Annotated in this window: 19 protein-coding genes; all 19 read right to left on the reverse strand. The window is 74.3% G+C overall.

Going from position 1 to position 18,293, the window contains the following annotated elements; genetic code table 11:
• Nucleotides 1-75 precede the first annotated feature (75 nt).
• Nucleotides 76-1,428, reverse strand: coding sequence for an ATP-grasp domain-containing protein (locus GA0074704_RS19270; protein WP_172880645.1), 1,353 nt, complete (start codon nt 1,426-1,428; stop codon nt 76-78).
• Nucleotides 1,425-2,399 (reverse strand): alpha-ketoacid dehydrogenase subunit beta, encoded by a 975-nt coding sequence (locus GA0074704_RS19275; RefSeq protein WP_088971792.1) that lies wholly within the window; start codon nt 2,397-2,399, stop codon nt 1,425-1,427. Before GA0074704_RS19275 ends, GA0074704_RS19270 begins: the two co-directional genes overlap by 4 nt.
• The gene (locus GA0074704_RS19280) at nt 2,399-3,367 is read right to left on the reverse strand and encodes a thiamine pyrophosphate-dependent dehydrogenase E1 component subunit alpha (protein WP_088971793.1); all 969 of its coding nucleotides are present in this window, start codon (nt 3,365-3,367) and stop codon (nt 2,399-2,401) included. Before GA0074704_RS19280 ends, GA0074704_RS19275 begins: the two co-directional genes overlap by 1 nt.
• Entirely contained in the window at nt 3,364-4,161 is a 798-nt protein-coding gene (locus GA0074704_RS19285; protein ID WP_088971794.1) for a DUF3050 domain-containing protein, read from the reverse strand. The genes GA0074704_RS19280 and GA0074704_RS19285 overlap by 4 nt, the downstream gene beginning before the upstream one ends.
• A 2-nt stretch (nt 4,162-4,163) precedes the next feature.
• Nucleotides 4,164-5,096: a phytanoyl-CoA dioxygenase family protein gene (locus GA0074704_RS19290; protein WP_088971795.1), complete on the reverse strand. Its 933-nt coding sequence runs from the start codon at nt 5,094-5,096 to the stop codon at nt 4,164-4,166.
• Entirely contained in the window at nt 5,093-6,181 is a 1,089-nt protein-coding gene (gene hppD, locus GA0074704_RS19295) for a 4-hydroxyphenylpyruvate dioxygenase (RefSeq protein WP_088973814.1), read from the reverse strand. The genes GA0074704_RS19290 and hppD overlap by 4 nt, the downstream gene beginning before the upstream one ends.
• A gap of 70 nt (nt 6,182-6,251) precedes the next feature.
• Nucleotides 6,252-7,505 carry a beta-ketoacyl-[acyl-carrier-protein] synthase family protein gene (locus GA0074704_RS19300; RefSeq protein ID WP_088971796.1) on the reverse strand — a complete coding sequence of 418 codons (1,254 nt, stop codon included), beginning with the start codon at nt 7,503-7,505 and terminating at the stop codon, nt 6,252-6,254.
• Nucleotides 7,502-9,118 carry a class I adenylate-forming enzyme family protein gene (locus GA0074704_RS19305; protein WP_088971797.1) on the reverse strand — a complete coding sequence of 539 codons (1,617 nt, stop codon included), beginning with the start codon at nt 9,116-9,118 and terminating at the stop codon, nt 7,502-7,504. The genes GA0074704_RS19300 and GA0074704_RS19305 overlap by 4 nt, the downstream gene beginning before the upstream one ends.
• Nucleotides 9,115-9,627 (reverse strand): beta-ketoacyl synthase chain length factor, encoded by a 513-nt coding sequence (locus GA0074704_RS19310; RefSeq protein ID WP_088971798.1) that lies wholly within the window; start codon nt 9,625-9,627, stop codon nt 9,115-9,117. Before GA0074704_RS19310 ends, GA0074704_RS19305 begins: the two co-directional genes overlap by 4 nt.
• Nucleotides 9,624-10,727: a beta-ketoacyl-[acyl-carrier-protein] synthase family protein gene (locus tag GA0074704_RS19315; protein WP_088971799.1), complete on the reverse strand. Its 1,104-nt coding sequence runs from the start codon at nt 10,725-10,727 to the stop codon at nt 9,624-9,626. The genes GA0074704_RS19310 and GA0074704_RS19315 overlap by 4 nt, the downstream gene beginning before the upstream one ends.
• Nucleotides 10,720-10,965 carry a hypothetical protein gene (locus tag GA0074704_RS19320; RefSeq protein WP_088971800.1) on the reverse strand — a complete coding sequence of 82 codons (246 nt, stop codon included), beginning with the start codon at nt 10,963-10,965 and terminating at the stop codon, nt 10,720-10,722. Before GA0074704_RS19320 ends, GA0074704_RS19315 begins: the two co-directional genes overlap by 8 nt.
• Nucleotides 10,965-11,231 carry an acyl carrier protein gene (locus GA0074704_RS19325; protein ID WP_088971801.1) on the reverse strand — a complete coding sequence of 89 codons (267 nt, stop codon included), beginning with the start codon at nt 11,229-11,231 and terminating at the stop codon, nt 10,965-10,967. Before GA0074704_RS19325 ends, GA0074704_RS19320 begins: the two co-directional genes overlap by 1 nt.
• Before the next feature lie 102 nt (nt 11,232-11,333).
• Nucleotides 11,334-12,719: a class I adenylate-forming enzyme family protein gene (locus tag GA0074704_RS19330; protein ID WP_377471800.1), complete on the reverse strand. Its 1,386-nt coding sequence runs from the start codon at nt 12,717-12,719 to the stop codon at nt 11,334-11,336.
• Nucleotides 12,720-12,995: 276 nt separating this feature from the next.
• Complete coding sequence (locus tag GA0074704_RS19335; RefSeq protein ID WP_088971803.1) at nt 12,996-13,316, reverse strand: DMT family transporter; 321 nt, start codon at nt 13,314-13,316, stop codon at nt 12,996-12,998.
• Between the two features lie 306 nt (nt 13,317-13,622).
• Nucleotides 13,623-14,591: a phosphotransferase enzyme family protein gene (locus GA0074704_RS19340; protein WP_231926566.1), complete on the reverse strand. Its 969-nt coding sequence runs from the start codon at nt 14,589-14,591 to the stop codon at nt 13,623-13,625.
• 97 nt (nt 14,592-14,688) lie between these two features.
• Nucleotides 14,689-15,933 carry a beta-ketoacyl synthase N-terminal-like domain-containing protein gene (locus GA0074704_RS19345; protein WP_088971804.1) on the reverse strand — a complete coding sequence of 415 codons (1,245 nt, stop codon included), beginning with the start codon at nt 15,931-15,933 and terminating at the stop codon, nt 14,689-14,691.
• Nucleotides 15,930-17,201, reverse strand: a complete 1,272-nt coding sequence (locus GA0074704_RS19350; RefSeq protein ID WP_088971805.1) for a beta-ketoacyl-[acyl-carrier-protein] synthase family protein — start codon at nt 17,199-17,201, stop codon at nt 15,930-15,932. The genes GA0074704_RS19345 and GA0074704_RS19350 overlap by 4 nt, the downstream gene beginning before the upstream one ends.
• On the reverse strand, nt 17,198-17,590 hold the full coding sequence (locus GA0074704_RS19355; RefSeq protein WP_088971806.1) for a cupin domain-containing protein: 393 nt from the start codon (nt 17,588-17,590) through the stop codon (nt 17,198-17,200). The genes GA0074704_RS19350 and GA0074704_RS19355 overlap by 4 nt, the downstream gene beginning before the upstream one ends.
• A complete protein-coding gene (locus tag GA0074704_RS19360; protein ID WP_088971807.1) occupies nt 17,583-18,293 on the reverse strand; it encodes an SRPBCC family protein in 711 nt (236 codons plus the stop codon). The genes GA0074704_RS19355 and GA0074704_RS19360 overlap by 8 nt, the downstream gene beginning before the upstream one ends.

The raw sequence follows: 18,293 nt of genomic DNA on the forward strand, positions 1-18,293 counted from the left end.
CAGAGTTGACCAAGGAGTTTGCGTCGCCGTGCAAGCCGATTCCTGACGCAAACTCCTTGATCAACGAGGCCCGGGTCAGTCGGTGAGGAGGATGCCGGAAAGGAGGACACCTCGGGCGAGGTTGAGGACCTCGTCGCAGCCGGGGTAGCCGACCCGGGCCAGGGCGCCCGAACCGGTGCGGCCGAACAGGTACGGGGCCAGGCTGTACGGGACCTCGGCGGTGACGGTCTCCCCGGTCTCGATCTGCACGAAGTCCATCGGCACCCGGTCGGCGTGGTGGTAGCGCTGCAGGATGTTCCCGCCCGCCTCGATGGCGGCGCGTACGCCGTCCTCCCAGGCGATCGGGCTCAGCTCCCGGCCGATGAGCACGCCGTGCCCGGCGGAGCCACCGGCCGGCTTGGCCACCAGGTCGTGCTGTTCGGCGAGGGCCCGGTCGAGCTGGTCGGCGGTGAGCACCACGGTGTGCGGGACGTACCGGCGGACCAGGGTGCGGTCCGCCTCGGCCAGCTGGTCGAGGTCCGCCCAGAGCCAGGCGAAGTTCACCTTGTTGCCGAGCAGCCAGGCGGCGGCGCTGACGAACATCGGCAGGGTGCCCGCGGCGAGCGCCCCGGCGACGGCGTCCAGGCCGGCGCTGGGGGTGACCCGGTTGGGCACGAAGAGCCGGAACAGCGCGTCCACCGGCGCGCCGTCGACCACCAGCCGCCGCCGGTCGTCGAGGGCGGCCGCGGAGACCGGCCCGATGACCAGGTCGATGCCGAAGTTCCGGGCCTGGTCGGCCAGCGGGGAGAGGATCCGGACGAACGTCTCCGGGTCGTCCAGGCCGGGATAGTCGGCGTCGAAGTCCATCAGCAGCGCCACCCGCGCGCCGTCGGGCAGGTCGAGGGTCTGCCGGATGGCGACGAACCGCTGGTCGAGCAGGGAGGGCGCGGGGTGCGCGCCGTCGAGCAGGCCGCGGTCGGCGTAGAGCTGCGCGTACCGCTGGATGACCGTGTCGGCGTCGAAGCCGCCGCCGAGGCTACTGTCGATGTTGTACTCGACGATGCACGGCGCCCCGCCGGAGAAGAGCACATCCGGCCGGTACGCGGCGAGCAGCCCCTCGTGCAGCGGCTCGTCCTCGTCGAGCAGCTTCGTCTCCCCCTGCGGCACGTCCAGCAGCCGGCGCAGCTCCCCGGCGGTGCCGGCCCGCCGCTGGCACGCCTCCAGGATGAGCTGGGCGATCCGGTCGCAGACCTCGTTGAGCTCACGGAACGCGTCGGCGGTGAACACCGGCGGCCGGGCCAGCCGCCACTGCTTGTTGTAGGTGGCCCGACCGTGGAAGACCTGCTCCCAGGCGGCGGCGCCGGCCGCCACCATGCCGGTACGGGTCGCCTCGGGCAGCTGCGCCCACGCCTGGCCGAGGGGCGGCCACGAGTACTCCGGATCGATCATGATGCGTCCTTCATGCTCAGTTGGATGGCGGCGGTGAGCTGGTCCCGCCCCGGCTGCACGGCCCGGTCCAGGGCCGGTGCGAAGGGCAGCACCGCGCCGTCGGGGCGGGTGACCCGCCGGGGCGGGGCGGCCAGCCGCACCCGTTCCAGCACGCTGGTGATGATCTCGGCGGCGATGCCACAGGACCGGTTGGAGTCGTCCACGACCACCAGCCGCCCGGTGCGCGACACCGAGTCGACCAGCCCGTCGACGTCGAACGGGTAGAGGGTGCGCGGGTCGAAGACCTCCACCGACACCTGGCCGGCAAGCTCCTCGGCCACTGCCAGCGCGTCGTGCACCAGGTGCCCGACCGCGACCACGGTGACGTCGTCACCGGCCCGGCGCACGACACCGAGGCCCAGCGGAACCGGGGCCAACCCGGCCAGGTCCACGTCGTCCCGGACGTCCAGCGCACCGGCCGGGGCGAAGACCACCACCGGGTCGTCGCAGCGAATCGCCGACACCAGCAGCCCGTACGCGTCGGCCGGGGTGGCCGGCACCACCGTGGTCACCCCGACGTGGGCGAAGAGGCTGTACGGGTGGTCGGAGTGCTGCCCCGCCCAGCCGGTCCGCGACCCGGAACCGGGCACCAGGTAGGTGACCGGCACCGCGCACTGCCCGCCGGTCATCAGCGGGAACTTGTGCGCGTGGTTGACGATCTGCTCGAAGACCAGGAACAGCAGCGACGGGATCTGGAACTCGATCACCGGCCGCAGCCCGGCCAGGGCCGCCCCGGTGGCGAAGCTGGTGAACGCCTGCTCCGACAGCGGGGTGTCGATCACCCGCTCCGGCCCGAACCGCTTGAGCAGCCCGGCGGTGACGTTCGAGGCGGCCACCCGGATGTCCTCGCCGAGCAGGAAGACGTCGGAGTCGCGGGCCAGCTCGTCGGCGAGCGCCCGGGTGAGCGCCTTGCGGTACGACAACCTGGGCATCAGCCACCTCCGGTTCGGGCGACCAGCCCGCTGGCGTACAGGTGGTCCAGGGCGCCGGCCGGGTCCGGGTGCGGGCCGGCGAGGGCGAACTCCACCGCCGCCGCCAGCGTCGCCTCGACCTCGGCGTCGACCTTGGCGCGCCGGTCGGCGGGGAGCCGGGCGCCCTGGATCACCACCGGATCCCGCTCCCGACCGGCCGCCACCTCCTGCGGCGGGCGGTAGTCGAGGCGTACCGAATGTTCGAAGGTGTGGTGGGCGTCGAAGCGGTAGGTGCGGGCCTCGACCAGCTCGGGGCCGCCGCCGGCGCGCATCCGCGCGACGGCCGCGGCGGTGACGTCGCGTACCGCCTCGGGGTCCTGGCCGTCGACGACGGCGGCCGGCATGCCGAACGCCTCGGCCCGGCCGGTGATGGTGCCGGCCACCGCGCCCCGCACGGGCATGGTGGTGGCGTAGCCGTTGTTCTCGCAGACGAACAGCACCGGCACCCGCCAGAGCGCGGCCAGGTTGAACGCCTCCAGCAGCATCCCCTCGTTGACCGCGCCGTCGCCGAAGAAGGTAGCCCCGACCACGTCGTCGTCGCGCCGCCGGCGCGCCCACACCGCCCCGGTGAGGATCGCGCCGGCGGCCCCGACGATCGCGTTGGCGCCGAGCACCCCGACCGAGAAGTCGGCGGCGTGCATCGACCCGCCCCGGCCCCGGTTCGACCCGGTCTCCCGACCGCACAGCTCGGCCATCGTCCGGGCCGGGTCGGCGCCCTTGGCGAGCACGTGGCCGTGCCCGCGGTGGGTGCCGGTGACCAGGTCCGTCGGCCGCAGCGCCGCGCACACCCCGGCGGCGATCCCCTCCTGCCCGAGGTACGGGTGGATGCCGCCGACGATGTGCCCGGAGCGGACCAGCTCGATCGCCCGCTCCTCGAACCGGCGGATCAGCCGGACCGTCCGGTAGAGCCGGACCGGGTCGTCGGTCACCGGTCGCGCCCCTCCTTGACGGCCGCCAGGATGTCGTCCCAGAGCCGGGCCCGGGCGGTGAGCGCCAGGTTGACCGTGTCGGCGCACTCCTGCCACTTGACGTCGTCGTCGCCGCACAGGTCGGCGAGCATCTGCATGGCCATCGGGGTGTGCTGCTCCCCGTCGACCTCGATGTGCCGCTCCAGGTAGTCGACGAAGGTGTGCAGCCGGCGGCTGCGTTCGTTGACCGCGACGACCTGGGTGAACATGTCGGGGATCAGGTCCTCGCGGCCGAAGGCGAACGCGGCGGCCTGGCAGTGCACCGGGGTCGACTCGATGATCTGCCAGGTGGTGGCGGCGAACCGGGCCGACGGTGCGGGCACGCCGGCCGCGGCCAGCGCCTCGGTGACGCCGGTGCCGGCGCGCAGCAGCTCGATCAGCGCGTCCACGGCGGTGGTGTCGGCGCCGGCCTCCCGCATGCCCCGCACGTAGAGCTCGAAGTGGCTGATGTAGCCCTCGCCGAGCTCGTCGCTCTCCTCCACCATCACGATGTCGTTGATCAGCCGGCGGCTGCCGGTCGGGCCGGTGGGGATCCACGGCACGGTCACGCAGGTCAGCTGCCGCTGCAACGACTTCAGCAGGGACATGAAGTCCCAGACCGCGAAGACGTGGTGCTCCATGAAGGTGACCAGCGACTCGTGGGTGTCCAGGTTGGCGTAGAGCGGGTGCTGCACGACCGCTTCGCGGCGGTCGGTCACCGCCTGCTCCAGCCGCTCGATGCCCGGGTGGGTCCTTCCCCAGTCGTACCGTGACATGTTCAGCCTCCCTGCGCGGCGCGGTGGCGCCAGATGACCGGGCAGTATTCGGGGTCCGCGTAGTCCGGCCGCCCGTCGTGGGTGCGGCGGACCAACGCGTCGTGGTTGTAGCCGGCGAGGGTGCCGTCGGAGAGCGGGTACTCCCGCCAGGCGTTGTCGCCGTCCTGCAGGTGCAGCGAGATCGCCCGGCGGGGGCGGCCGCTGACGTTCGCGCCGCTGCCGTGGTAGGTGCGGCAGTGGTGGAAGGACATGTGGCCCTTCGGGATCACCATCGGGACCTTGCGGATCTGCGCGCCGTTGTGGGCCGCGTTCTCGGCCAGCATCTCCTCCAGCTGGTCGCGGTCGCGGTCGGCGAAGTGCCGCACCACGGTGTCGTCCGCGCCGATCTCGGACCACCGGTGCGAGCCGTCGACCATGGTGATGGTGCCCATCTCCTCCCCGCAGTCGTGGAACGGGATGAAGGCGGTGAGCATCTTCTCCGACGACGAGGACGCCCAGTAGTGCTTGTCGAAGTGCCAGGGCACGATGTTCGACGGCTCGCCGGAGATCGGCGGTTTCCAGATCAGCGTGGACTGGAAGACCCGGATCTCGTCGGCCCGGGCCAGCCGGGCGGCGACCGCCCCGATCAGCGGCTTGCGCAGGATCGCGCCGATCGCGTCGTGCTCGTGGTGCACGTAGTCGTTGTGCCGCTGCACGTCGCCCTTGGACGGGTCCCAGTACGCCAGCTTCGGCGGGCGTACCGGCAGCCGCCGGTCGCGGTCCCCGGCGTAGTAGCGGTCGGTGGCGGCGACCAGGGCGTCCACCTCGTCGTCGGTGAGCAGCTTCTTCGACAGGTACCAGCCGTGCTCGGCGTAGTGCCGCACGTCGGTGTCGGAGGGAAGCAGCTCCTGCTCCGCGGCGGTCAGGGTCGGGGAGAACTCCTCGGTCGTGGTCATGCCCCCACCCCCTGCGGGACGGACGCCGCAGCGGCCAACTCCCGTTCCTTGGCCTCGTAGAGCGCCTTGATGTTGCCGCTGCCGAAGGTGAGCGCCCCGCGCCGCTCGATCAGCTCGAGGAAGAGGGTGCGCCGCACGTGCATCGACTCGGTGAAGATCTGCAGCAGCTGACCGCCGTGGTCGGAGTCGACCAGGATGCTCAGGTCCCGCAGCCGTTGCAGCGGCGCGTCGACCTTCCCGACCCGCCGTTCCAGGTCCTCGTAGTAGGCCGCCGGGGCGCCGCCGGCGAAGCGCACCCCGCGCTGCGCGAGGGCGCCCACGGCGGTGACGATGTCGTCGGTGCGCAGCCCGAGGTGCTGCACCCCGGCGCCTGCGTGCCAGCGCAGGAAGTCCTCGATCTGGCCGGGCCGGGCGCTGGTGTCCGGCTCCAGCAGCACCAGCGTGACCCGCCCGGACGGGCTCTGCACGACCTTGGAATTCATCGCCTGCCCGGCGACCTCGACGTGCTCGGCGAAGATCTCGGCGAAGCCGAAGACCGTCGTGTAGTGCCCCACGGTCTCGTCGAGCTGCCCGGGCGGCACGCAGACCGCCAGGTGGTCGATCTCGGCCAGCAGCCGGTCGTCGTCGACGGCCGGCAGCATGTCCACCGCGCCGGGCAGGAACTGCGTGCGGTCGCCGCGCCGCTGCACCAGCCGGTGCAGCACGTCGCCGAAGCCGCCGACCTCCGCGGTCACCACCTCGGCGTCCGCGCAGGTGAAGGTCCGCGGGGCGCTCACCCCGACCGCGCCGCGTTCCAGCAGCTCCGCGTACGCCCCGGCGACGTCGTCGACCTCCAGCGCCACCACGGCGATGCCGTCGCCGTGCCGTTGCACGTACGCCGACGCGGGATGCTCGGCGGTCAGCCCGGAGGTGAGCACCATCCGGATGTCGGCCTGGGCCAACAGCAGCGACCGCTGGTCGGCCAGCCCGGTCTCCGGGCCGCCCTGGCCGCGCAGCCGGAACCCGACCGCCGTGCCGAAGTAGAAGGCCGCCTGCCGGGCATCCCCGACGTACAGCTCGATATGGTCTATTCCCCTGATTTCCACGTTCTTCACCCCTTTCCCATGTCCCCCGTGCCAGCCGTCCGGGCGTCGCACCGCCCGGTTGGAGCACCGATCACCTCCCCGGCGCGGTCGCCCGCGTGCCGGCGGTCCGGCGCAGCAGCAGGCTGACGTTCTGGCCGCCGAAGCCGAAGGAGTTGGTGATCGCCAGGTCCGTCCCGGTGGCCCGGGGTTCCTTGCGGACGTGGTCCGCCGGGCAGTCCGGGTCCGGGTCGTCCAGGTTGTACGTCGGCGGCAGCAGCCCCCGGTCCAGCGCCAGTGCGGTGGCCGCCGCCTCCAGCACCCCGGACGCGCCGAGCAGGTGGCCGGTGAGCGCCTTGGTGGAGCTGACCGCCACCCCGCCGACGCCGAAGACGTCGCCCAGGGCGGTGGTCTCGGCGATGTCGCCGAGTTTCGTGCCGGTGCCGTGGGCGTTGACGTAGCCGACGTCGCCGGCCGCGACGCCCCCGCTGGCCAGCGCCCGCCGCATGCAGGCCGCCGCCCCGGCACCGTCGGGGCGGGGCGCGGTCGGGTGGTACGCGTCGGTGTTCGCCCCGTACCCGGCCACCTCCGCGTACGACCCGACGCCCCGGGCGGCGGCGTGTCCGGCGCGTTCCAGCACCAGCAGCGCCGCCCCCTCGGCCAGCACGAAGCCGTTGCGCCGCCGGTCGAACGGGCGGCTCGCCTCGGTCGGGTCGTCCCAGCCCCGGGCCAGGGCGCGGGCGTTGCCGAAGGTGTCGGCGAAGGTCGGGAAGAGCGGCGCCTCGCTCGCCCCGCAGACCACCACGTCGGCCTCGCCGGCCCGGATCAGGCGTACTCCGTCGGCGATCGCCTGGGCGCCGGAGGCGCAGGCCGTGCCGACCGAGGAGCTGTAGCCGCGGATGCCGTGCGCGATGGCGATGCGTGCCGACGGCATGTTCGGCAGGATCCCGGTGAGCAGGTACGGGCTGACCGCGGCCCGGCCCCGCTCGGCCCGGGCGAGGACCTGCCGTTCCAGGGTGGACATCCCGCCGACCCCGCCGACGATCACCGCGATCCGCTCCGGGTCGACGTCGCGGCCCACCTCGATGCCGGCGTCGGCGAGCGCCTCGGCGGCGGTGAGCAGGGCCAGCACCACGATCCGGTCCAGCACCTTGGTCTCCGGACCGGACGCGACGCTGCGCGGGTCGAGCTCCGGCAGCACGCCGGCGACCTCCAGCGACTCCCGAGCCGGGTGGCCTTCCGGCGGCCGGCTCAGCCCGGACCGACCGGTCGTCAGGGCGGTGAAGGTCTCCTGCACGCCGTGCCCGGCCGGGGTGCGCAGCCCCATCCCGGTGATGACGGCGGTCACGACGCGGACCCGGTCAGGTACCGCTCGCGCAGCGCCACCTTGCGGACCTTGCCCGTCACCGTGACCGGGATGTCCGCCGCGGCGACCGGCACCACCCGCCGCAGGGTCGCCCCGAGATCGGCGCCGAGGGCCGCGCGTACCTCGTCGATGCGGTCCCGGGCCGGGTCCGCACCGGCGCCCAGTTCCAGCAGCACGTCGGTGACGACGGTGTCGCCGTCGCCGACGATGACCACCGTGCAGTCGGTGACGTCGGCGCAGGCGGCCAGCACCCGCTCCTCCGACAGCGCGGTGAAGAACCACTTCCCGTCGGCGGTACGCACCGAGTCGACCGCCCGGTCCAGGTGGTGGTAGCGGCCCTCGTCGTCGGCGTACACCAGGTCACCGGTCAGGTACCAGCCGCGCAGCCGGGACCGCCAGGTGGTCACCGAGTCGTTCCAGTAGCCGCGGAACAGCGACGGCGAGTCGATGCCCAGCCAGCCCACCTGCCCGGGCGGCAGCTCGTCGCCCTGCTCGTCGAGCACGGCCACCTTCGTGAACCGGTACGGGCGGCCGACGCAGCGGCCGTACCGGTCGGTGTCCGGGGTGTGCGTGATGTGGAACATCGAGTGCCCCATCTCGCTGGAGCCCAGCCCGTCGATGAAGACCGACCCGGGCACCCGGGTCACCCCCTGGCGGGTCACCACGTCCCGCGAGCCGACCGCGACCAGCCGCCGCACGTGCGGCTCGTGGGAGCAGTCGCCGGTGTTGAACCACAACCGCACCGAGTCCAGGTCGTAGCCGGTGAGGTCGAAGCGGGCCAGCTCCGCCCAGGTCACCGAGAAGCCGAACACCCCGTCGGGTCGCCAGCGTTGGATGGCGTCGAGGACCCGTTCGCCGCCCTGGTCGGACAGCAGGAACATCTCCGCCCGGTTGCCCAGCGCCTGGTTGACCATCAGCACGGTGGCGGTGTGCGGGGCGGGCAGCGCGTTGAGGATCCGCCGGGTGCCCTGCGCCTGCGGCATGGACAGCAGGTGCCGGGTGGCGGCGAAGAGGCTCGAGTGGGAGTGCAGCACGGCCTTCGGCACCCCGGTGGTGCCGGAGGTGTGGGTGATGACGATCGGGTCCTCGGCGTGGTGGCGGTAGTGCGCCGGGGCGGCGGCCGGGTCGCCGGCGCCGGCCTCGGCGGGCTCGCCGAGCAGCGGCGCGCCCAGCTCGTGCCCGGCCAGCAGCGCGGTGTGCGCGGCGTCGGCGAGCACCCCGGAGGCGCGCAGCCGGCGGATGTACTCGGCGGCGATCTCCGGGCGCAGCTTGCCGTTCATCAGCGCCGGGATCGCGCCGAGCCGGGTCAGCGCCAGGAAGCTGAGCACCATGTCGGCGGCGCCGGTGGCCCACACCGCGATCGGGTCGCGCGGGCGTACCCCACGCTCGTGCAGCCAGGCCGCCCGGGCGGCGACCCGCTGGTCGAGCTGGCCCAGGGTGAGCGGATGCTCGGCCGGGTACCCGTCGACCGGGGTGTCGAAGGTCAGCCCGGGGCCGTCCGGGTCGGCGCCGTGCGCCAGCACCCGGGCCAGCACGTTCCCGGCGCCCAGTTCCCCGTCGGCGGCGAGCCTGCCGCGCAGTCCCTTGGTCCTCATTGGCCAGTTCCTCCCCCCAGCAGCACCGCGACCGCCGTCCCGGGCGCGTCGGGTGCCTGTTCGATCAGGACCAGCAACGCCTCGTCGGCGTCGCCGTCGTACAGCAGCAGGTCGACCTCGGCGGTCCCGTCAGCCTGCGGGTCGCCGGTCGGGGCGAGGCAGACCACCGGGCCGCGCAGCCCGTGCCGGGCGGCCACCAGCCCGGCCACGCTGTTCGGCACCGACTGGAAGAAGAACAGCGGTCCGACCCGGGCGCCGCCGGCCACGGCGGTCCGCACTTGCTCGGCGCTGGGCCGGTCGCCGCGGGCGCTGACCAGCACCACCGCCGTCCGTTCGCCGGGCGCGGTGCCCTCCGGGCGGCGGCTCAGGCAGCGCTGCGCCACGGCGGCCACCAGCGGGTGGAACGGCGAGTGCACGAAGCCGGGCAGCGGCGGCGGGGCCGCGTCGCCGGGCTCCGGCCACGCCGCCCGGGCCAGCACCACCGGCCCGTCGACCTTCGGGGCGGTCATGCCGCACCGACCAGCAGCGCGGTGTTGGCGCCGCCGAACGCCGCGTTGAGGCTCAACGCGTACGGGCTGCCGGCCGGGCGGGGCGCGTCGACGATCACGTCCAGCGGGCAGGCCGGGTCGGGGCCGAGCCAGCCGGCGTTGACCGGCAGCTTGCCGTGCCGCAGCGCCTGCACGGTCACCACCAGCTCCAGCAGTCCGGAGGCCTCCAGCGCGTGCCCGTGCACCGCCTTGGTGGAGCTGACCGGAACCCGCCCGGCGTGCTCGCCGAGCGCCGCCCGCAGCGCCGCCGCCTCGGCGGCGTCGCTGAGCCCGGTGCCGGTGGCGTTGGCGTTGACGTAGCCCACGTCGGCCGGCTCCAGGCCGGCGCGGCGCAGCGCCGCGGTCACCGCCCGGGCCAGGCCCCGCCCGGCCGGGTCGGGCTGGCACGGGTGGTACGCGTCCCCGGCCCGCCCCCAGCCGCGTACGGTGGCCACCGGTTCGCCGCCGCGCCCGTCGGCCGCCTCCAGCACCACGGCGGCCACCCCGTCGCCGAGCAGCAGGCCGGTGCGGCCGGCGCTGAACGGTCGGGCGGCGCCGTCGGTGGCCAGCGCCCGGCCGGCGTCGAAGAGCGCGTACTGGTCCGGCTCGACCAGGTAGCCGGCGGCCACCACGACCCGGGTGACGTCGCCGCGGCCGATCATCGTGGCGGCGTCGGCGACCGCGGTGCTGGCCGAGACGCAGGCGCTGGTGTAGACCCGGGTGCGCCCGCCCAGCCCGCACCGGTCCGCCAGCCACCCGCCCAGGGCGGGCACCTCGGGCCCGCCGTCGGTGACCGGTCCGCCGTGGGTGGCCAGCAGCAGCGCCGACTCGCGCCGCCCGGCCCGGTCGAGGCCGGCGGCCCGGCAGGCGACGTCGACGGCGTCGGCCAGCTCCTCGGCGAGCGGTCCCACGTCACCGGCGGTGGCCGCCACGCCGACCCGCCGGCCGGTGACGTCGAAGCGGCGCACCGGCGCGAACGCCGGCACGCCGGCCAGCGCCCCGGCCAGCTGCGCCTCGGCGCCCCGCCCCAGGGCGCTGACCGCGTGTACGCCGGTGACGGCCACCGGCGTCCGCTCAACCATCCGCGGCGGCGGTGAGCGAGGCGTGGAAGACCGCCAGGGCGTCGTCCACGGTGCGCACCGAGGCGAGCTGCTCGTCGGTGAGGTCGAGCCGCCGGTCGTAGCGCTGCTCGACCAGGTGGACCAGCCAGGCCAGCTCCATCGAGCCGACCCGCTCGGACACCTGCTCCACGGGTGTGGCGTTCAGTTCGGCGAGCATCGTCACCAGGTCAGCTCGCCCCAGGTCGGGCCGACCGGTCATCACGCGTCGGCGCGTCGCGCCCCGGCGACCCGGTCGGCGACCATCGTGGTGAACTCGCCGACCGTCATCAGGGCCAGCTTCTCCGACTCGTCGTCGGCGAACTTCAGGCCGTAGCGGTCCTCCACCCGGACGGAGAGGTCCGCCAGGGCCAGCGACTCCAGGTCCACGCCGGCCGGGCCGAGAGTGGTGTCGTCGTCGATCTCCTCCACGTCGTAGTTCATGTCGGCGAGCTGCTCGATGACGAAGGTGCGGACCTCGTCTCGCATGTCTGACCTCATTTCATTGACCGGTTACCGGTGCCCGGTCGGGGCACCGCGTACGGGGTGGAGCTGCCGCGCGCACCGGGTGGGTCGCGCGGTCGTGGGTGGTCATGAGCCGGCGGCGCGCAGCGCGGTGGCGGAGCGGACCAGCTTGCCGGTGGTGGTACGGGGCAGCTGGTCGAGCAGGCGCAGGTTGCGCGGGCGCTTGTAGCCGGCCAGCCGTTCGGCGAGCAGCGCGTCCAGCGTGTCCTCGGTCAGCGGGCCGTCGGGCTGGACGTAGGCGGTGATCCCGTCGTCCCAGACCACCACGGCGGAGGCGACGCCGGGCAGCCCGGTGAGGGTGGACTCGACCTCGGTGAGGTCCACCTTCATCCCGCCGACCGAGACCTGCGAGTCGAGCCGGCCCTTGATGGTGACCAGCCCGGTGTCCGGGTCGACGACGCCGGCGTCGCGGGTGTGCAGCCAGCCGTCGGACCACCGGGTCGGGTCGGCGAGGCCGACGTACGGGTTGGCGGGGCAGCTGACCCACAGCTCACCGGTGGACGACTCTCGTACCTCGATGCCGGGGGCGGGGGCGATGGCCGGGCGGTGCCGCCCGTACAGGTCGGTGCCGATGACGCCGACCTCGGTCATCCCGTACATGTTGCCCAGCGGGACGCCGTACCGGTCGGTGAAGGCGCGGGCCACCGCGGCGGGCACCAGCTCACCACCGGTGGTCATCCGCTTGAGCTGCGGCAGCGGCCCGGGCGGGGTGGTGGAGGCGAGCAGTCCGATGTGGAAGGGCACGCCGAGCACGGTGGCCGGGGTGTCCCGGTCGGCCACTGCGGCGAGGATGGCGTCGCCGCTGAGCCGTTGCGGCGGCACCAGCTCCACCCGGGCGTGCAGCCCGTAGAGCAGCCCGCCGACCAGGCCGAGCACGTGCACCATCGACGGCAGCAGGATGATCCGTTCGCCGGGCAGCGCGACCCCGTCGATGTGGGTGTAGCGGCGTACCTCGGCGGCGAGGTCGGCGGCGGTGCGACCGATCACCTTGGACGGTCCGGTGGAGCCGGAGCTGAGCTGGACGACCGCGTGTCCGCTGCCGGCCGGCCGGCCGGAGTAGGCGTGCACGCCGGCGGTCACGTCGTGGAAGATCCGCAAGCCCCCGCCGCCGGTGCGGACCGGCGCCACCACCACCTGCGGGGTGAGCCGTTCCAGCGCCCGGTCGACCTCGTGGTCGGTGAGCCGGTGGTCGAGCAGGATCGCCTGGGCGCCGCTGCGCCAGGTGGCCAGCAGGTGCACCACGTACGCCAGCGAGGGGGGCAGCCGCAGCGCGACGGCGCCGCCGCGGCGCAGCCCGGCCTCGGCGAGCCGGGTCCGCGCGTCGGTCACCAGCCGGCGCAGGGTGGCCCGGTCGACGGGGTCGGGCAGCCGGAGGCAGACGTCACCCGGGTCGCCGTCGAGCAGCAGCTCGTCGACCCATTCCGGGTCCGTTCCGAGGGCGTCTTCCGCCACAGGTTGCCTGGTCACGACCGCCCACCGCCCAGCATGAAAAGTGGGCCAAATATGCCCAACAGGTGCGTTCTCCGGGGTGCTGACGGAACCCTACGACAGCGGCGCGAGGCATTGCTAGATGCGAATGGCTAGATCAGAAAGAACGCCCGGCGGGATTGCCGACGCTCGATCGGACGGGCAGGATCGAGCGCGAGCGCCGGCCAGAGGAGACCGGCGAGCCGGCTCCGCCGTGCCCCGGGTCCGGCCCCTGTCCGAATGCGACCGGGGGTCGGTGGGTCAGTGGGCGCCGCCCAGGTTGAGCACCACCACACCGGCGATCACCAGCGCGACGCCGACCACCTTCGGGATGCTCAGCGGCTCGCCGAGGAAGACCGCGCCGATCGCCACGATCGCCGCCGTCCCCAGCCCGGACCACATCGCGTAGGCGACCCCGACGGGGATGTCGCGCACCGCCAGGGCGAGCAGCCCGAAGGCGACCGCGTAGGACAGCAGCATGCCGAGGGTCGGCCAGAGCCGGGTGAAGCCCTCGGTGGCCTTGAGCAGGCTGGTCCCGAAGACCTCGGACGCGATCGCGAGCAGCAGGTAGACGTACGCCATGGGCTGATCCTCCCCCGGCCGGGCCCGCGCCGGCGTGCGACGCGGCCTCCGGAGTGTGGTCCCGGCCGCTACGGACCTGAGAGCACAGACGACTCACGGTCGCGGCGCTGTCCCGCGTCGGGAGAAGGTCGGACGCGGCGGCGGCGGTCGGACGCGGCCGAGCCACCGCGAACCCACCGAACCGCCGACGACTCTCCCGCCGGTGAGTCGTCCACGCTCTCAAGTCTGTAGGGAGCTGACGACATACCCCAGCGCCACGGTGACCGGCCGCGGTCGGTGCGGGTCCGCGCACAACCGCCGGCCCGCTCAGGTCAGGTAGCCGCGCAGGTAGCCGAAGGCGGCGGTGGTGTCCTCGCTCTCCCGGTGCGAGCGCCGGAAGTCCGCCACGAAGCCGGCAATGTCGGCGACGTCCCAACGCAGCCGGTACAGGGCGAGCGCGTCCGGGTCCACCGGGCGGCCCGTGGACGCGGTCCAGCCCACCAGCGCGTCCGTCCCGGTGTCACCGGCCAGGAACCACAGGTCCCGCTCGGGCGGGCCGAGCCGCACGGTGTCCCAGTCGACCAGCCGCAGCCCGGCACCGGTCCACATCAGGTTGCCCGGGTGCGGCTCACCGTGGGTGACCACCCAGTCGGAGCCGGTGGCGGCGACCCGGGCGACCAGCCGGTCGACCTCGGCGAGCAGCCCGGCGACGTGGTCGGCCCGGTCGGCGAGCAGCCGGCGGGCCGGCTCGGCGAACGGCCCGCCGGTCCACGGCCGGTCGAGGTCGCGCAGCGCGGCGAGCAGCCCGTCGCGTCCGGGCACGTCCAGGTCGGCGCGCTGCACAGTGCCGGCCACCGCCGAGGTGGCGGCGTGCAGCCGGGCCAGCAGGTCCAGCACCTCGGGCACGTCCCGCGGCCGGTGTGGCCCGAACCGCCCGGCGGCGCCGTCGACGAGCGGGAACACGGAGACCGCGTAGCGGGCGTCCAGCCGGCGCACCGGCTCCCCGGTCGTGGCGGGCACCGGGGCGACCACGAACTCCAAACCCGCCTCGCGCAGCGCCCCGGCGGTCGCCAGCGCGCGGGCCAGCCCGGCGTGCACGACCTCCGCCGGCTCGGGATCCACCGTCAGGTCGTCGACGGTGACGAACCAGGACCGGCCGTCGCCGTCGGTCGCCGTCCAGTGGTACGCCCCGAACCCCACCGGCCGGTACGTCAGTGAGTGCGGCTGCCAGCCCCAGCCGGTGGCCAGCGCGGCGGTGAGGTCGGCGTCGTCGAGTCCCTCGGGTCGGTCCAGCACGGTCGCCGATCCTGCCACCGCCACCGGCCGGCGCGACAGCGGTTTTGCCCCGCCGGCCGGCGGCGGTCACGGCCACGCCGGCCGGCGGCGGTCACGCCTACGCCGGCCGGCGGGGTTGCGGTTCCGCGCCGCGGACCACCAGGGCGGTGTTGAAGCCGTCGAAGCCGCGGGCGCCGACCAGCGCGACGCGGTGCCGGGGCGCCCGGTGCTCGCGCAGGAAGTCCAGCTCGCAACCCTGCGCCGGGTCGTCCGGCCCGGCCGAGGCGGGCAGCGTGTCGTGGGCGAAGGCGAGCAGCGCGGTGGCCACATCCAGCGCCGAGCCGCCCTGGTGGGCCCGGCCGGTCAACGGTTTCTGGGTGCTCACCGGCGGCGGCCGGTCCCCGAAGACCGTCCGCAGGGCGTCGGCCTCGGCCCGGTCGTGCGCCGGCACACCCAGCGCGTCGGGGAACACCACGTCGACCTCCCCCGGGTCGACCCCGGCCCGCTCCAGCGCCTGACGCATCGCCCGGGCGTAGTGGACGGCCTCGGCCCCGTCGGGTCGGGTCGGCGCGGCGTCGTGGGTGGCCGCCCACCCGGTCACCTCGCCGTAGATCCGCGCCCCCCGGGACACGGCGTGGCCGAGTTCCTCCACGACGAAGACCGCGCCACCCTCGGCGGGCACGTAGCCCTGGGCGTCGCGATCGAACGGCCGGTACGCCCGCCGTGGGTCCGACACGTCGCTGAGCAGCCCGGAGCGCAGCTGGCAGGCCAGCGCGTACGGGCTCAGCGGGCACTCGGTCGCGCCGGCGATCACCACCGGGGTACCCCGGCGGATCGTCCTGGCGGCGTGCGCCAGGCTGTCCAGCCCACCCGCCGACTCGGCGACCAGCACCCCACAGGGGCCCTTGAACTGGTGGTGGATGGAGAGCTGCCCGACGCTCGCGGCGTAGAACCAGGCGATCGACTGGTACGCCCCCACCGTGCGCGACGTGCCACCCCAGAGCCGTTGCAGCTCCCGCTGGCCGAACAGGTTCCCCCCGGACGAGCTGGCCAGGGTGACCGCGTAACCGTACGGGTCGGGGGCCCGCTCCGGCAGCCCGGCGTCGGCCAACGCCAGCCGGGTGGCGGCGAACCCCAGGTGGGTCCAGCGGTCGGTCTGCACCAGCCGCCGCTGGTCGGCCCAGGCGGTGGCCTCGAAGCCGGGCACCTCCCCGCCGACCCGCGTCGGGTAGCCCGCCGGGTCGAACAGGGTGATCGGCCCGGTCCGGCGCTCGCCCGCGGTCACCGTCGCCCAGTGCGCGTCGGCGCCGATCCCGCTCGGCGCCACCACCCCGATGCCGGTGACCACCGCCCGGGCGCTCATCCGGCCACCCCGGCGAGCCGGCGGAACAGCATCGCCGACTGGAAACCGCCGAAGCCGCTGCCCACCGAGAGCGCCACGTCCACCGGCACCTCCCGCGCCTCGTTCGGCACGTAGTCCAGGTCGCACTCCGGGTCACGGGTCGCCCAGTTGGCCGTCGGCGGCACCACCCCGAACTCGATGGCCAGGGCGCAGGCGGCCATCTCGATCGAGCCGATGGCGCCCAGCGAATGCCCCACCATCGACTTGATCGAGCTGATCGGCACCCGGTACGCGGCCTCGCCGAGGGCGCGTTTGAACGCGGCGGTCTCGTGCCGGTCGTTCTGCCGGGTGCCCGAGCCGTGCGCGCTGATGTAGGAGACCTGCTCGGGGGCGAGCCGGGCCTGTCTCATCGCCGCGCTGATCGCCAGCCCCATCTCCACCCCGTCGGGACGCAGGCCGGTCATGTGGAAGCCGTTGCTGCGGCTGGCGTACCCGGCGACCTCGCAGTAGACGTGCGCGCCCCGGCGGCGGGCGTGCCCGTACTCCTCCAGCACCAGCACCGCGGCGCCCTCGGCGAGGACGAAGCCGTGCCGGTCGGCGTCGAACGGCCGGGAGGCGTGCGCCGGGTCGTCGTTGTCCGGGCTGGTCGCCCCGATCGCGTCGAACGAGGCGACGGTGACCGGCGAGATCGGCGAGTCGGCCGCCCCGGCGAGCACCACGTCGGCCTCACCGTCGGCGATCAGCTGGTGGGCGTAGCCGATGGCGTCGATGCCGGAGGTGCAGCCGGTGGAGACCACCTGCGCCGGGCCGTACAGGCCGTGCCGGCAGGCCACGTCCGCGGCCAGGCTGCTGGGCACCAGGGCCTGGTAGAGGTACGGGCCGCCGAGGCGGTGGTCGACCAGCCAGTGCCGACCGGAGTCGCTGACCCGCACGTACTCCTGCTCCAGGGCCATGGTGCCGCCGACGGCGGTGCCGAGCACCACCCCGGCCCGCTCCCGCTGCGCGTCGGTGAGCTCCAGCCCGCTGTCCGCGACCGCCTCCGCCGCGCAGGCCAGCGCGAACTGCACGTACCGGTCGGCGCGCTGCCGCTCGGCCACGGTGATCCCCGCCGCGTCGGGGTCGAAGTCGCACTCGGCGGCGATCTGGGAGCGGAACGGCGACGGGTCGAAGAAGCTGATCCGCCGGGTCGCCGTCCGCCCCTCGGTGATGGTCTTCCAGAACCGGTCCCGGGTGACGCCGCCCGGGGCGACCACCCCGACCCCGGTCACCACCGTGCGGCGCCCGCTCACGGGGCAGCCGCCTCGGTGTCGACGTGTCCGAGCTCCGGGCGGGGAGCCAGCGGTCCCAACTGGAACACCACCTCGGCCGGCTCGTCGCCGGTGTTGCGCAGCCGGTGCCGCACGTTGCGCGGCACGAACAGCGCCTCCCCGGTGCCCAGCGGCACCGGCTCGTCGTCCAGGTCGACGGTGATCGCACCCCGGGAGACGTAGAGGAACTCCTCGCTGTACGGGTGGTAGTGCTCGGCGATCCGCTCCCCCGGCGCGAGGGCGGCGACGCCCATGAACCCGGAGGTGGCGCCGACGGTCTTCGGGCCGAGCAGCACCCGCAGCTCGCCGCCGCGCCGCCGGTCGGCCGGTACGTCCCGGGCGGCCACCAGCCCGAGCAGGGTCTCACTCATCGTCGCCTCCCCGGTGGGCGCGCTCCACGCGCTCCTTGATCACGGCCAGCTGCACGGCGCTGTTGGTGTTGATCCGCGCGGTCATCCCCGCGTTGTCCAACGGCGCGCCGGGTTTCATCGCGAAGTCCTGCACCCAGGTCATCCGGGTGCCGTCCGGCTCGGTGTCGTACATCCACTGGATGTTCATGTACTCGAACGGCCCGGTCTCCACCCGGTGCGCCCGGACCTGCCGGCTCGCCGGGTCGGCGGTGCGTTCGCTGACCCAGCTCCAGGACACCCCGTTGTCGTCGGGGACCATGGTGAGCCGGAACAGCACGGTGTCGCCGTCGCGGCGCAGCACCTCCACCGAGGCGTACTCGGTGAACAGCCGCGGCCAGTTCTCCACGTCGTTGGTGATCCGCCAGACCAGCTCCAGCGGCGCGTCGATGACGATGCTGTTCTCGGTGTGCCCGGGCGGGTCGGCGCGGCGGGCGACCAGGTCGGCGACGCCCGAGATGCTCAGCTGCCCGGCCTGCTCGGGAATCCGGACCTGCCAGCGGTCGGCGACCACGGCGGTCAGCTCCAGCAGGGCCAGCGAATCCATTCCGAGCTCCTCCAGGGAGGCCGCGGGCGAGCGGGCGGCCGCGTCGGCGTCCAGGCCGCAGTGCCGCACCAGGATGTCGGTGATCTCGGTGGTCAGGGGTCGACTGTCGGCGATGGTCAT

It is taken from the genome of Micromonospora siamensis (assembly GCF_900090305.1).
Taxonomy (GTDB): Bacteria; Actinomycetota; Actinomycetes; order Mycobacteriales; family Micromonosporaceae; genus Micromonospora; species Micromonospora siamensis.

Excerpts from the sequence above, each read along its gene's own strand:
- GA0074704_RS19270 (WP_172880645.1), bottom strand. The coding sequence starts at position 1,428 with ATGATCGATCCGGAGTACTCGTGGCCGCCCCTCGGCCAGGCGTGGGCG.
- GA0074704_RS19275 (WP_088971792.1), bottom strand. The coding sequence starts at position 2,399 with ATGCCCAGGTTGTCGTACCGCAAGGCGCTCACCCGGGCGCTCGCCGAC.
- GA0074704_RS19285 (WP_088971794.1), bottom strand. The coding sequence starts at position 4,161 with ATGTCACGGTACGACTGGGGAAGGACCCACCCGGGCATCGAGCGGCTG.
- GA0074704_RS19290 (WP_088971795.1), bottom strand. The coding sequence starts at position 5,096 with ATGACCACGACCGAGGAGTTCTCCCCGACCCTGACCGCCGCGGAGCAG.
- GA0074704_RS19305 (WP_088971797.1), bottom strand. The coding sequence starts at position 9,118 with ATGAGGACCAAGGGACTGCGCGGCAGGCTCGCCGCCGACGGGGAACTG.
- GA0074704_RS19310 (WP_088971798.1), bottom strand. The coding sequence starts at position 9,627 with ATGACCGCCCCGAAGGTCGACGGGCCGGTGGTGCTGGCCCGGGCGGCG.
- GA0074704_RS19315 (WP_088971799.1), bottom strand. The coding sequence starts at position 10,727 with ATGGTTGAGCGGACGCCGGTGGCCGTCACCGGCGTACACGCGGTCAGC.
- GA0074704_RS19320 (WP_088971800.1), bottom strand. The coding sequence starts at position 10,965 with ATGACCGGTCGGCCCGACCTGGGGCGAGCTGACCTGGTGACGATGCTC.
- GA0074704_RS19325 (WP_088971801.1), bottom strand. The coding sequence starts at position 11,231 with ATGCGAGACGAGGTCCGCACCTTCGTCATCGAGCAGCTCGCCGACATG.
- GA0074704_RS19335 (WP_088971803.1), bottom strand. The coding sequence starts at position 13,316 with ATGGCGTACGTCTACCTGCTGCTCGCGATCGCGTCCGAGGTCTTCGGG.
- GA0074704_RS19345 (WP_088971804.1), bottom strand. The coding sequence starts at position 15,933 with ATGAGCGCCCGGGCGGTGGTCACCGGCATCGGGGTGGTGGCGCCGAGC.
- GA0074704_RS19355 (WP_088971806.1), bottom strand. The coding sequence starts at position 17,590 with ATGAGTGAGACCCTGCTCGGGCTGGTGGCCGCCCGGGACGTACCGGCC.
- GA0074704_RS19360 (WP_088971807.1), bottom strand. The coding sequence starts at position 18,293 with ATGACCATCGCCGACAGTCGACCCCTGACCACCGAGATCACCGACATC.